Annotated in this window: 13 protein-coding genes; 10 read left to right on the plus strand and 3 right to left on the minus strand. The window is 62.3% G+C overall.

Translation table 11 applies throughout. The annotated features are described in order from the left end of the window. Positions 1-105: 105 nt before the first annotated feature. Positions 106-1,566: a protein adenylyltransferase SelO gene (locus WDZ78_RS11925; protein WP_425673284.1), complete on the plus strand. Its 1,461-nt coding sequence runs from the start codon at positions 106-108 to the stop codon at positions 1,564-1,566. A 193-nt stretch (positions 1,567-1,759) separates the two neighbouring features. On the opposite strand, the gene WDZ78_RS11930 is transcribed toward WDZ78_RS11925, so the two are convergent. Then, positions 1,760-2,860 (minus strand): saccharopine dehydrogenase family protein, encoded by a 1,101-nt coding sequence (locus tag WDZ78_RS11930; protein WP_020009689.1) that lies wholly within the window; start codon positions 2,858-2,860, stop codon positions 1,760-1,762. Positions 2,861-3,005: 145 nt separating this feature from the next. Between WDZ78_RS11930 and WDZ78_RS11935 the strand changes: the two genes are divergently transcribed. Then, positions 3,006-3,437 carry an Lrp/AsnC family transcriptional regulator gene (locus WDZ78_RS11935; protein WP_003509206.1) on the plus strand — a complete coding sequence of 144 codons (432 nt, stop codon included), beginning with the start codon at positions 3,006-3,008 and terminating at the stop codon, positions 3,435-3,437. Positions 3,438-3,554: 117 nt separating this feature from the next. Here WDZ78_RS11935 and WDZ78_RS11940 read toward each other — a convergent pair whose 3' ends face one another. Then, positions 3,555-3,923, minus strand: coding sequence for a winged helix-turn-helix transcriptional regulator (locus WDZ78_RS11940; protein WP_425673119.1), 369 nt, complete (start codon positions 3,921-3,923; stop codon positions 3,555-3,557). A 142-nt stretch (positions 3,924-4,065) separates the two neighbouring features. Here WDZ78_RS11940 and WDZ78_RS11945 point away from each other — a divergent pair, with 142 nt between their 5' ends. Further along, positions 4,066-4,905 carry an SDR family oxidoreductase gene (locus WDZ78_RS11945; RefSeq protein WP_425673120.1) on the plus strand — a complete coding sequence of 280 codons (840 nt, stop codon included), beginning with the start codon at positions 4,066-4,068 and terminating at the stop codon, positions 4,903-4,905. 23 nt (positions 4,906-4,928) lie between these two features. On the opposite strand, the gene WDZ78_RS11950 is transcribed toward WDZ78_RS11945, so the two are convergent. Further along, positions 4,929-6,569: an alpha/beta hydrolase gene (locus WDZ78_RS11950; protein WP_425673286.1), complete on the minus strand. Its 1,641-nt coding sequence runs from the start codon at positions 6,567-6,569 to the stop codon at positions 4,929-4,931. 429 nt (positions 6,570-6,998) lie between these two features. Here WDZ78_RS11950 and WDZ78_RS11955 point away from each other — a divergent pair, with 429 nt between their 5' ends. From WDZ78_RS11955 to WDZ78_RS11985, 7 genes are all read left to right on the plus strand, one after another. Further along, on the plus strand, positions 6,999-7,511 hold the full coding sequence (locus WDZ78_RS11955; protein WP_425673121.1) for a hypothetical protein: 513 nt from the start codon (positions 6,999-7,001) through the stop codon (positions 7,509-7,511). A 3-nt stretch (positions 7,512-7,514) separates the two neighbouring features. Beyond that, the gene (locus WDZ78_RS11960) at positions 7,515-8,774 is read left to right on the plus strand and encodes a DNA-packaging protein (protein ID WP_425673122.1); all 1,260 of its coding nucleotides are present in this window, start codon (positions 7,515-7,517) and stop codon (positions 8,772-8,774) included. Between the two features lie 446 nt (positions 8,775-9,220). Beyond that, the gene (locus tag WDZ78_RS11965; RefSeq protein ID WP_425673123.1) at positions 9,221-9,859 is read left to right on the plus strand and encodes a hypothetical protein; all 639 of its coding nucleotides are present in this window, start codon (positions 9,221-9,223) and stop codon (positions 9,857-9,859) included. Between the two features lie 58 nt (positions 9,860-9,917). Continuing rightward, a complete protein-coding gene (locus WDZ78_RS11970; RefSeq protein ID WP_003522330.1) occupies positions 9,918-10,226 on the plus strand; it encodes a Dabb family protein in 309 nt (102 codons plus the stop codon). A 269-nt stretch (positions 10,227-10,495) separates the two neighbouring features. Continuing rightward, the gene (locus WDZ78_RS11975; RefSeq protein WP_425673124.1) at positions 10,496-11,662 is read left to right on the plus strand and encodes a phage portal protein; all 1,167 of its coding nucleotides are present in this window, start codon (positions 10,496-10,498) and stop codon (positions 11,660-11,662) included. 195 nt (positions 11,663-11,857) lie between these two features. Then, complete coding sequence (locus WDZ78_RS11980) at positions 11,858-12,178, plus strand: DUF6107 family protein (protein WP_003509186.1); 321 nt, start codon at positions 11,858-11,860, stop codon at positions 12,176-12,178. Positions 12,179-12,206: 28 nt separating this feature from the next. Next, positions 12,207-12,815, plus strand: a complete 609-nt coding sequence (locus tag WDZ78_RS11985) for an HK97 family phage prohead protease (protein WP_425673125.1) — start codon at positions 12,207-12,209, stop codon at positions 12,813-12,815. The last annotated feature ends 14 nt before the right edge of the window (positions 12,816-12,829 follow it).

Below are 12,829 nucleotides of genomic sequence, written 5' to 3' on the forward strand. Positions count from 1 at the left end.
TCATTGCGCAAAATTGAATAAGGCGATGGACGAGGCGCGGCATTTATCGCTCGCATCCGCCGCCTTCCGGCCCCATATAGGGGCAAAGCAGGGAGTTTATCCGTGATGAAATTCGACAATTCCTATGCCCGCCTGCCGGAACGCTTCAGCGCCGCCGTGCTGCCGACGCCGGTGAAGGCGCCGCGCCTCATCGCTTTCAATCGCGGGCTGGCCGACGAACTCCTTCTCGATGTGGCCGGCCTTGATGATGAAAGGCTGGCGGCGATCTTTTCCGGCAATGTCGTGCCGCAGGGGGCCGAGCCGCTGGCCATGGCCTATGCCGGCCACCAGTTCGGCGGCTTCGTGCCGCAGCTGGGCGATGGCCGCGCCATTCTACTTGGTGAAGTGATCGACATTAACGGCAAACGCCGCGATATCCAGCTCAAGGGCTCCGGCCCGACGCCGTTTTCACGCAGGGGAGACGGCCGTGCGGCCCTTGGCCCGGTGCTGCGCGAATATATCGTGTCGGAAGCGATGTTTGCGCTTGGCATTCCCGCCACGCGGGCGCTGGCGGCCGTCCTCTCCGGCGAAAGGGTGCAGCGTGAAGTGGGCCTGCCGGGCGGTGTCTTCACCCGCGTGGCGGCAAGCCATATCCGTGTCGGCACCTTCCAGTTCTTCGCCGCGCGCGAGGATGACGAGGCGATCAGGAACCTCGCTGATTATGTGATCGACCGTCATTATCCCGAGGCGAAAGACGCCGAAAATCCTTACCTCGCCTTGCTGCGCGGCATCGCGGAGAGGCAATGCGAACTCATCGCGCGCTGGATGATGGTGGGTTTCATCCATGGCGTGATGAATACCGACAATATGGCGGTGTCAGGCGAAACCATCGATTTCGGCCCCTGCGCTTTCCTCGATGAATATCACCCCAACAAGGTCTTTTCTTCCATCGATGCGCAGGGCCGCTACGCCTTCAACAATCAGCCGGGCATTGCGCAATGGAATATCGCAAGACTGGCGGAATGCCTGCTGCCGCTGCTCGATCCGCAAGTGGAAAAAGCCGCCGAGCTCGCCAATGCCGTTCTCGCCGATTTCGCCGCCGCCTTCCCCCGACGCTGGCTTACCGGCATGCGCGAAAAGCTTGGCCTGACGACCGAGGAAGAGGGCGACATGGATCTGGTGCAGGCGCTGCTGGCGCTGATGCAGGCATCGGAAGCGGATTATACGCTGACCTTCCGGCGTCTTTCCCATGCGGCCAATGGCGACGCCGAGCCGTTTCGCGGCATGTTCATCGATATAGCGGGGGCGGACGAATTTCTCACCCGTTGGCGGGAAAGAGCCGGTCGTGAGGGGATTTCCGATTCCGAAAGGTCAGGCGCGATGCTCTCTGCCAATCCCGCCATCATCCCGCGCAACCATCGTATCGAGGAACTGATCGAAGCGGCGGTGGAAGAGGATGACTTCGAGCCCTTCCACGCCATGCTGAAGGCGATTGCGACGCCCTTCGAGGAGCGGCCGGATAATTTCGTCTATATGCAGCCGCCGATGAGCCATGAACGGGTGTTCAGGACGTTTTGCGGGACGTGAGCGCAGCGCTGATTCGCAACTTGGGAACGAGCGGGCGCCGCTTTCGCCTTCTCCCCGCCGGGGAGAAGGTCGCGGCAGCGGGATGAGGGGGCAAGGGTGCGATCCATCGCTGGCGTTGCCCCCTCATCCGACCCTTCGGGCCACCTTCTCCCCGCCGGGGAGAAGAAATCGGCGGCGGTGCTGCGCCCTTAAATCACCCAACCCGCGCCAGCGGCTCATGTGCGCCATAATAGTGGCCGAACCGGTTTTCGAGGAATTTCGGCAGGGCCACTTCCTCCTGTCGAACGAAGCCCTTCTGCGGCAGGGCGCCTTCCGCGAGCAGGTCGAGAACCGTGCAGATGCCGGCGGCGGTGGTGATCTGGATGGCGCTCATCATGCGGCCGGAAACCGGGCCGGCATAGACCTTGTTGGCGTAGGTTTCCTGCAGGAAGCGGCCGTTGCGGGTGCCGCAGACGGTGACGAAGACGATGACCACATCCTGCATGGTGCCGGGCAGGGCGTTTTCGAACAGGTCCTTCAGCACATCGCGGCGATTGCGCAGGTTGAGGTCGTTCAACAGCGCCTTCATGATCGCCACATGGCCGGGATAACGGATGGTGCGGTAATTCATCGTCCGCACCTTGCCTTCCAGCGTCGCGCAGAGCGTGCCGAGACCGCCTGACGTGTTGAACGCCTCGTAGGTGACGCCGTCGAGCGAGAATTCCTCGCGCTCCTCAAGGGCGGGAACGGCGGTGAGGCGGCCTTCGACGATCGCTTCGCAGGGCTCGATATATTCGTTGATCAGCCCGTCCGTGCTCCAGGTGAGGTTGTAATTGAGCGCATTGGACGGATATTGCGGCAGAGCGCCGACGCGCATGCGCACGCTGTCCAGCTTGTCGAACTTGGTGGCAAGATCGGCGGCGACGATGGAGATGAAGCCGGGCGCAAGGCCGCATTGCGGGATGAGCGCCGTCTCGGCCGTTTCCGCCAGCGCCTTGACCCTACGGGTGGATTCCACGTCTTCGGTGAGATCGAGGTAATGCGTGCCGACGGCAACGGCCGCTTCGGCAATGCCCGCCGTCAAGTGGAAGGGGGCGGCGGAAAGCACGGCGAATTTGCCTTTCAGCAGTGCTTCCAGAGCGGGACGGTCGGTGATGTCGACGATTTCGGTGTCGACGCGCTCATGCGCCGGCACATTGGCCAGCTGATCGGCCGAACGGTCGGCGACGGTGATGCGATAATCGCCTGATGCGGCCAGCATCCAGGCGATTGCCGAACCGATATTACCCGCGCCGATAACGACAATGTTCTTCATGTTTTTGTTCCCCGCAGTAAATTCGCATGTCTGCGCACCGGATGCGCTTCAAAGACAGAATGCCAGCTTTTTTTGACGATTCGCAGCTTCACTATGTGCGGATAGCGGGTTAATATTGAGCAATTAGACGACAGGATTGGTCACTATGACGATTGCCGACAAGGACCGGGCGCTGCTCGCCCTGCTTTCCGAAAATGCCCGCATGCCGGTGGCGGAACTGGCGCGCAAACTCGGCCTTTCCCGCACCACGGTACAGGCCCGCATCGAGCGGCTGGAGGCGGACGGGGTGATTGCCGGTTATGGTCTGAGGCTTTCGGAAAGCTATCTTTCCGGGCTGGTGCGCGCCCATGTGCTGATCACAATCGGGCCGAAGGCGCTACCCGCCGTCACCGCCGCGCTTTCCGCCATCAAGGAGGTGACCACGCTGCATTCGGTGAGCGGAACGTTTGATCTGATCGCGATTTTGGCGGCCCCTTCGATCCTCGACCTCGACCGGTTGATCGACAGGATCGGCGCGCTTGACGGTGTGGAGCGGACGCTGTCGTCGATCATTCTGTCGACGCGGATTTCGCGGTAGGGATTTTGGGGAGTGCGGTGGGCGCAAAGGCCGGTGGGTGCGCGTGATACTCTCTTCTTCCCTCATCCCTGTGACAAGCACAGGAATGAGGGGCGCATGGGTATGCCGCGCCTCGATTTAAACCGTCGCCCGCTCATCATAAGCCCTCTGCGCCGCCATCACCGCGTCGATATTGCCCTCCGCCCAATGGGCAAGCGCCGCCACCGTGTCGGTCAGCGTGCGCCCCAGCGGCGTCAGCGAATATTCGACCGTCACCGGCACAGTCGGGAACACCTGCCTCGAAATCAGCCCGTCGCGTTCGAGCTTCTTGAGCGTCTGCGACAGGACCTTTTGCGAAATGCCCTTGATCTCCCGCCGCAGCAGGTTGAAGCGCACCGCCTCCACCCGCAGCCGGTCAAGAATCAGGAGCGCCCATTTGTCGGCGATCCTGTCCAGCACCATGCGGGTGGGGCAGCGGTCTTCATAGACGTCATAGATACGTTCCATGGGTTTGTTCCGTTGTTTCAGGGCCATCCCGGTTTCCGCGAGGATACCAGATAACCGAAAAGTGCTCTCTTTTCATGATTTCGCAAACGCAGTACCTGTGTTTTCGAAACATGGTTTCCATTAGATACTACGGAGATTTGAGATGACAGGCAAGATACTCGTAATCGGTTCGACAGGCACCATCGGCACGCCGCTGGTGAAAGCGCTGCTTTCCAAAGGCGAAAGCGTGAAGGCGGCCTCGCGCAGCGGCAACGCCATGGGCGGCGCGGAAGGCGTTCGTTTCGATTATACCGACGCATCGACCTATGCGGATGCCTTCGACGGCGTTGACCGTCTGTTCCTCATCCTGGCGGGCGGCCGTCTGGACGCCATCGACGCGCTGACGCCTGTGGTTGAAGAGGCCGCGCGCCGCAAGGTGAAGATCGTGTTCCTCAGCGTCCTCGGCGTCGATGCCGATGATTCCATCCCCTATCGTCAGATCGAGTTGAAGATCATCGCTTCGGGCGCGCCTTATGTCATTCTGCGCCCGAACTGGTTCGCGGACAATTTCCACAGCTACTGGAAGGCGGGCATTGAACACGGTCAAATCGCCGTTCCGGCAGGCGAGGGCAAATCGAGCTTCATCGATGTTCGCGATATCGCCGACAGCGCTGCCGCCGCGCTGACCTCTGACGCCTTCAACGGCAAGGCTTTCAACCTGACGGGTCCGAAAGCCCTGAGTTACGGCGAGGCGTCCGCGCTGATATCGCAGGCGATCGGCAAGCCGGTTTCTTACGCTGCCGTTTCGGATGAGGTCTTCATCGGCATTCTCACCGGTGCAGGCGTGCCGCAGGACTACGCCTCGTTCCTCGCCTCGATCTTTTATCCCGTGCGCGAAGGCTGGACGGCCGTGGTGACTGGCGATGTCGAAACGTTGACCGGCCACGCTCCGCGTTCACTGGAGACCTATATCGCCGACAATCTGGACCGGCTGAAGGGCTGAGGCTCAAAGCGAGCCCGCCGCGCTCACGCCGGATCGGTGGAGCCGCGGCGGGCCTTGAAGAGCATCTTCAGCCGCTGAATCTCGTCCGCGTTCCAGCCCTGCGGCTCGGTCACCTCCGTCCACGCATCGATATAATGTTCCGGCGCATAGACATGGCCGTAACCGATCGGTGCGGTGGTGGCGGCGGCGACATCGAGACCGAGCTGCAGCAGGGTCACCACCGGAAACCAGCGGAAGGATGTGGAAACGTCAGGCCCGTGATGCGCCATCCATTGCGGCCGCCGGTAAAGCGAGGCGGCCTCGAAGAAGGTGATGGGGTCGCTGGCATATTGCAGATAGACGATCCGCATCGGGCCCCATTCCGCATCGGGCATATGGGCGGTCGTATATTGGTTGGCGAAGCGGATGACGGAGGAATCGCGGAAACGCGGCAGCCATTCCGGCGTGCCCTTCACCCGGCCATTGGTGGCCATGCGCCATGTGGGGCTGGAAAAGGGCGGGCCGCTCCACAGCGCACCCTGGAAGGGATCGGAGAGCACATCGTAGAGATCCGAGGATTTCTGCGAGTTGAGCGAACCGAGGCTGAGGCCATGCAGGTAAAGCTTCGGCCGCGTTTCCTTGGGCAGCGTAGTCCAGTAGCCATAGACGGCCTCGAACAGGGCGCGCGCGGTCTCGACACCGTAATCCGGCTCCGTCAGCAAGGCGATCCAGCTGGAAAGATAGGAATATTGCACGGCGACGCTGGCGATATCGCCGTCATGCAGATATTCGACCGTATCGAGTGCTTCCGGATCGATCCAGCCGGTGCCGGTCGGAATGACCACCACAAGCACCTTGCGTTCGAAACCGCCGACCCGTTTCAATTCCTCCAGCGCTAAGGCCGCTCTTTCTTCCGGCGTCGAAGCCGAGTTGAGGCCCGCATAGACCCTGAGCGGTTCCTTTGCCGGGCGATGGGTGAAGGCGGATATGTCTGCGCCATCAGGGCCTTCGGCGACGAATTCGCGGCCGCGTCGGCCGAGCGATTCCCACGCCATCAGCGAGGCGCTGCTGCCGGTCTTGAGCGGATCGGAAGGGCGCGGCACGTCAGGCTCGATCAGCGCATCCACCTGTTTCAGCGAAGAATCCGCAAATCTGAGACCGATATCGAAGATCAGCCCGTTCAGCAGCATCCATGAGAGGACGATTGCTGCCGCGATGCCGAGCACATTGGCAAGTCTGCGCGGCAGGAAATGACCGCTGCGCGCCGCAAAGAACCGGCGGATAAGCTGGAAAAGCCGGCCTGCGCCGATAAGGATGGCGGCGACCAGCACGGCAAGGCCGCCGGTCTTGGTGGGGTGGGCGCTGGGCAGCGGATCGAGCTCCATCAGAACGCGGATGGAATTCTGCCAGTCCTTCGCCTGCCATAAAAACGCGATTGCGGTGATGGCGGCGGCGAGCGCGATGAGAAAGCGAATGCCGCGCATATTGTGGCGCGAGGGCTCGGGCAGTTCGAGATAGGCCCAGACGGCATGCAGGGCGACACCGATCAAATAACCGATGGCAAAGGAAAAGCCGCACAGCACACCCTGCATCAGCCAGGTTCGCGGCAGGAGCGACGGGGTAAGTGAGGCGCAGAACAGAATAGCGCCAAAGACGATGCCGGTTGCCGAAAGGCCCGCAAACAACCGCCCAACCCATTGTTTCACCAACTTGACTCGCCCCTTCTGCTCACCATCTGGCGTCGAGTGTAATATGTGGCGGACGAGGGTGCAAATCCTGTGGTGAGGACAAAAATCACGATGATAGGAAAATAATCCTTTACAGCGTGACGGTGGTTTGATAGTGTTTGGCTACAGTCGGAGATTTGCGGCTGGGTCGCGGTTGGTTCAGAAATATAAGAGCGCTGGATTTTACGAATAACAAGGCTTTGCTCTCTTCCCTCATTCCTGTGCTAGCCCAAGTCCTTGGGCTGAAAAGCCTCCCTCCGCCGCGCGGACGCGCGTCGACTGGATTCCTGTGACAAGCACAGGAATGAGGGCTGTGTGAGGCACCACCCGCAAATGAACCGCGTCGCATGCCCATGTTCATCTCCATTTCCCTCCCAGGCCAATCCGATGACAAATGCTCATAATTGCGACCCGGCGCTCTACGGAGCCTGGCCGGACAGGCCTGCTTATGCGGATGAGGCCGCGCCTGAGATCAAATCGCGGGCAGACAGGCTGGCCGCCGAAGATGCGGCGCGCAACGGCAGTCTGCGGCAATTGCTGAACGAGCTGACGGAGGAGATGCGCGATCAAGTCTGCATGTATCGCAATCTTCGGCAGTCGGGCGAGGCGGGGCTTTTGCCTGACGCCGACGATACGGAAGGCAAGCAGGCCCGTGCCGATGTGAAAGTTGCAACGGATCAGCTGTCGCTCATCGTCCGCACACTGGAGCGGATCGACGCCCTGCAACGGGTGCTGGCGGAAGAACGGCAGGCGCTTATGGGCGAGGATGAAAACGATACGCAGGATTATGAGGCGGCGGTGGCGCATTTCCTCAAACGCATCGATGAGCTGGCCGAGCAGAAATGCCGCGAGAGGCTGGAGGCGATCGCGGCGTCCGGCACTTCGGCAGGGTCTGACTGAGGCATGGCGAACGTTTTGACCGAAGCGCGCCTTCACGCGCAGGTCTTCAACCTCCTGCGCGACTGGCGCTTCATCGGTAACCTGCCGCAGCAGCCGCCGGAAGGCGACTGGCGGACATGGCTGCTGATCGGCGGGCGTGGTTCCGGCAAGACCCGCGCCGGGGCGGAATGGGTGCATCATGTCGCCTCCGCCGGCAAGCAGTCGGATTTGCGCATCGCGCTTGTTGCCGAGACGCTGGGCGACGCCCGCGAGGTGATGATCGACGGCATTTCCGGCATCTGCCGCATCGCCCGCCGCCATCGCCCCGCCTTCGAGGTGTCGCGGCGGCGGCTGCTGTGGCCGAATGGCGCGATGGCGCAGGTGTTTTCGTCGGAAGACCCGGAAAGCCTGCGCGGCCCGCAATTCCACATGGCCTGGGCCGATGAGCTCGGCAAATGGAAATATCCGCAGGAAACCTGGGACATGCTGCAATTCGGCCTGCGTCTGGGTGAGGCCCCCCGGCAATTGGTGACCACCACGCCGCGGCCCATTCCGCTCTTAAAGGCGCTTCTCGCCGACCCCTCGACGCGGGTGGCGCGAATGCCAACGGCGATGAATGCGCGCAATCTCGCGCCCGGGTTTCTGAAAGCCATGCAGGACCGTTACGGCGGCACGCGGCTGGGGCGTCAGGAAATCGGCGGCGAATTGATCGATGAGCGTGAGGGCGCGCTGTGGAAACGCGCCGATCTGGAAGCGATCATCGAGGCGGGAGATGAACCGCTTGCTCGCATCGTGGTGGCGGTGGACCCGCCCGCGGGCGTCGGTGAACATTCCTGCTGCGGCATTGTCGTGGCGGGGCTTGGCATATCCGGGCGTCTCAGCGTGCTGGCGGATTGTTCGGTGGAAGGTGAAACACCGGCCGGCTGGGCCCGCGCCGTCGTCGCCGCCTTTCGCCGCCACGAGGCGGACCGGGTGGTGGCGGAGGTCAATCAGGGCGGCGAGATGGTGCGCGCCATGCTGCAAAGCATCGACGCCAACCTGCCGCTGACGCTGGTGCGCGCAAGCCGCGGCAAATTCACCCGCGCCGAGCCGGTTGCGGCACTTTATGAGCAGGGCAGGGTGGGGCACGCGGCACGGTTTGAAAAGCTGGAAGACCAGATGACGGATTTTGGACCTGATGGTCTTTCGTCGGGGCGTTCCCCGGACCGGCTGGATGCGCTCGTCTGGGCGATAACGGCGCTGACGACGATGGTGGTGAGTGAACCGAAGGTGCGGGGGATGTGAGGCCGGCGACTATCGGCTCCCGCGAATGAGAGTCAATTACCGGTCGAGCGGATACCGCCTGTTTCTTCTCCCCGCCGGGGAGAAGAAAATTGAGGCAACCTCACCGCCTGAAATCAGACGTCTGGTGGCTGTTACTTCTTAGGGGATTGCGCCGGCTTCGGCTGAGAACCGGTTTCGCGCATCTGGCGCCACTCGTTTTCGAGACGGTCATAAACGGTCTGGGGGATTGTCGCTGTCATGGCATTCCTCCTTGAATGGTTAACGCTGCAGGATTGCGCGGTGAATGGAGTTAGCGCGCTAAGGTTCCGGAATTCAAGGAATTTTTTACCCCAAAACCACGGGGTGCGGATTAAAATCGATTAAGGTTTTTTCAAATCGATTTAGTTCCGGCGACTGTCATGTGGAAAAACCCGGCGTCATATCGCCCATCATTTTCAGGAGCAGTCATGGCTTATGACGAGGCGCGATTCTTCGCGTCGGCGCGGATTTCCATTTTCGGCGGTCGCCTGCGCACCGCCCAGCTTGCCGGCACGAAAACGATGCTGGCAGGGTTCGAAAAGGCGATGCCGGGCGGCGATCCGCGCTGGCTCGCCTATATGCTGGCGACGGCCTTTCACGAGACGGCGGCGACCATGCAGCCCGTGCGGGAAACCTTGGCGGTAAGCGACACGGAAGCAATGGCAAGGCTCGAACGCGCCTTTGCGGCGGGCAGGTTGCCCATGGTGCGCAAGCCCTATTGGCGGCCGGACACGGAGGGTAAAAGCTGGCTGGGTCGCGGCTTCGTGCAGTTGACGCATCGGCGCAATTACGAGGCCATGTCGGTGCTGACTGGCGTCGATCTCCTGGAACGGCCGGAGCGGGCCATGGAGGCGGAGGTGGCCACCGCGATCCTGATACACGGCATGGCGGGCGGCGGCTTCACTGGCCGCAGGCTCTCCGATTTCTTCAGCGACGGGCGTGAGGATTGGGATGGTGCGCGCGCCATCATCAATGGCGGCGACAGAGCCCGGCTTGTGGGCGGTTACGGGCGCGCATTTCATCAAGCGCTTGTCGCTGCCCGGATTGAACCCGGGCGGGCCAGATGATAACCCGTTACCCGGTGCCGAAAAGGCCGCCTTTTAAGTTTGCATGACAGGTGACACCGTGATCCGCCATATCGTCTTTTTCACCGTTCCCGAGGAAAACCGCGACGCCGTGCGCAGGGGGCTTTCCGGCCTGACCGCGATACCGCATTCTCTGAAGCTGGAAATCGGTGAGAACGTGAAGAAGGACCAATGGGGCAACTCGGTCGATTTCATCGTCTACGGCGAGTTTGAAAACGAGGCGGCGCTCGCCGCTTACAAAGCCGATCCCGCCTATGATCTTTCGACCCGCACGGTAAAACCGTTGCGCGAGACCCGTGTTGCCGCCGATTTCGACAGCGATACGGCGGTGAAAGCGCCGATCCGGTAAACGTCCGGTTTCGCTGAAGTCGGCGCGAGATATTGCTGCTGTACGGACAGGGTGTCTCACGCGCGACGTCATCCTTGGGCTTGTCCCAAGGATCTGATCACGTCCAATAAAATCGAGACGTTGCAGATGCTCGGGACAGGCCCGAGCATGACGAAAGAGAGTTTTCAGGACTTCGTCAGAAATTTCAGGGTCTAGCCTGTCGGTGAAAACCCCACGCGGGCGACGCCGCAGGACTCGACGCCGCGCGCCATCAAAACAAGGACAACTCCATGCGATTTCCCTTTTCCCTGCCGTGGCTGCGCCCGGCGGATGGCAGAGCCGTGCCTGAAAGCCGGAAAATGGCTGATGGCTTCATGGCGGTCGCGGTGCAGGGCGGGCAGGCCTTCTGGTCGGGCCGGTCCTATGCCGCACTTGCCCGCGAGGGCTTCATGAAGAACCCGGTGGCGCACCGGGCCGCTCGCATGGTGGCGGAGACCTCGGCTTCCGTCAGCTGGCTGCTTTATGATGGCGAAGAGGAACTTACCGATCATCCGCTGCTGGTGCTGCTTTTAAAACCGAGCGCCCATATGGGCGGGCCGGATTTTTTCGAGGCGCTTTATGGCCACCTCATGCTGGCCGGAAACGCCTATATCGAACCGCTGACGGTGGGCGGGCGGTTGCGTGAACTGCATCTTCTGCGGCCCGACCGGGTGAGCATCGTCGAAGGGCCGGATGGCTGGCCGGTGGCCTTTGACTACCGTGCCGAGGGCCGGGCATCCCGGCGCATCGCCGCCGATCGCGACGGGCTGGGGCTGCTGCATCTGAAACTCTTTCATCCGCTCGATGACCGGGCGGGTTTTGCGCCTCTCGCCTCCGCAGGCGCCGCGCTCGATCTGCACAACGCCGCGAGCCAGTGGAACAAACGCCTGCTCGACAATTCCGCCCGTCCGTCCGGGGCGCTGGTCTACCAGCCGAAGGAGGGCGGCAATCTCTCCACCGAACAATATGATCGGCTGAAGCGTGAGCTGGAGGAGGGCTATCAGGGGGCGATGAATGCCGGCCGTCCGCTGCTGCTGGAAGGCGGGCTGGACTGGAAGGCCATGGGTCTTTCGCCGCGCGACATGGATTTTCTGGAGGCCCGCAACGGCGCGGCGCGCGATATCGCGCTCTCGCTTGGCGTACCGCCCATGCTGATCGGCATTCCCGGCGACAATACCTATGCCAATTACCAGGAGGCGAACCGCGCCTTTTATCGTCTGACAGTGCTGCCGCTCGTTTATCGCACGGCGGCAAGGCTCTGCGGCTGGCTTTCTCCGGTCTTCGGCCCGGGGTTGAGGCTCGAACCCGATCTCGACCGGATTGCCGGGCTTGCCGGCGAGCGGGATGCGCTCTGGGCACGCATCGGCGCGGCATCATTCCTGAGCGACGAAGAAAAGCGCGAAGCCGTCGGTTATTGATCACCGACCCGGCGGGATCGAAGCCCCAGCCTCGTGTTCAATCATTTTCTGAAGAAGCGGAATCTCCCTGTGAGGTCTTCCGCCCAAGCGATTCCGAAGATTCGGAAAATCACCCATCGCAGGCGCGCAGAAAGCGCCTGCGTGCGACGCGGCGCGTCCGCCCGATAACAACATCCTAGAACGGAATGATTACCCATGTCTGAATTCGCCAATGAGGCCGGCATCTGGGCCGCCCGCATCACCGGCGCCGTGGCGGGCGCGGGTGTATCGCTCGTTTACCTCCTGCCGAAAAGCAAACGTGAGGCCGCGAGCCGTTTCATCACCGGCGTGTCCTGCGGCATGATCTTCGGCGGGCCGATCGGCCTGTGGATCGTGCAGCAGCTCGATATTGCCGGCGCGCTTTCGGGCCGGGAAATCATGGTGGCGGGGTCCGCCGCCGCCAGCATGGGGGCGTGGTGGGGGCTGGGCGTGCTGGTGCGCATCGCCGACCGTTACAGCGCCCGCCCGCGCGCCTGACACTTCCTTCACATCGCAGGAGCTTTCCATGCACGTTTATCGCGGGCCGCGTCCCGCCACGCGCAAATTCGCCAATCTGGAACTGCGCGGCATTGCCAGCGACGGCACGTTTTCCGGTTATGCCAGCGTCTTCGGCGAGGTCGATCTCGGTCAGGACGTCATCGAACGCGGGGCTTTCCGCCGCTCCATCGAGGAGCGGGGCGCGGCCGGTATCCGCATGCTCTACCAGCACGACCCGGCCGAACCCATCGGCGCCTGGCGCACCATCCGCGAGGATGAGCGCGGCCTTTATGTGGAGGGCGTTCTCGCACCCGGCGTCGCCCGCTCCCGCGAGGTGCATTCGCTGATGAAGACCGGCGCGCTGGACGGGCTGTCGATCGGCTTTCGCGCCGTACGTTCCAGTAAAGAGGGGCGTTCCAGTAAGGAGGCGCGCGCCGGCAAGGCGGCCGGCTCAGGCGTCCGGCGCATTCTGGAAGCCGATCTCTGGGAAATCTCGGTCGTCACCTTCCCGATGCTACCGTCCGCGCGGGTTTCCGACGTCAAGCACGCCCGCTTCTTCCGCGACCGCGAGACCGAGCTGGTGCGTAGCATGCGCCGCGCGGCCCGCTCGCTGTTCGACACGACCTTCAAACGCTGACTTCCGGACAATCA

Origin of the sequence: Agrobacterium sp. M50-1, assembly GCF_049843495.1 — a bacterium.
GTDB classification, from domain to species: domain Bacteria; phylum Pseudomonadota; class Alphaproteobacteria; order Rhizobiales; family Rhizobiaceae; genus Agrobacterium; species Agrobacterium radiobacter.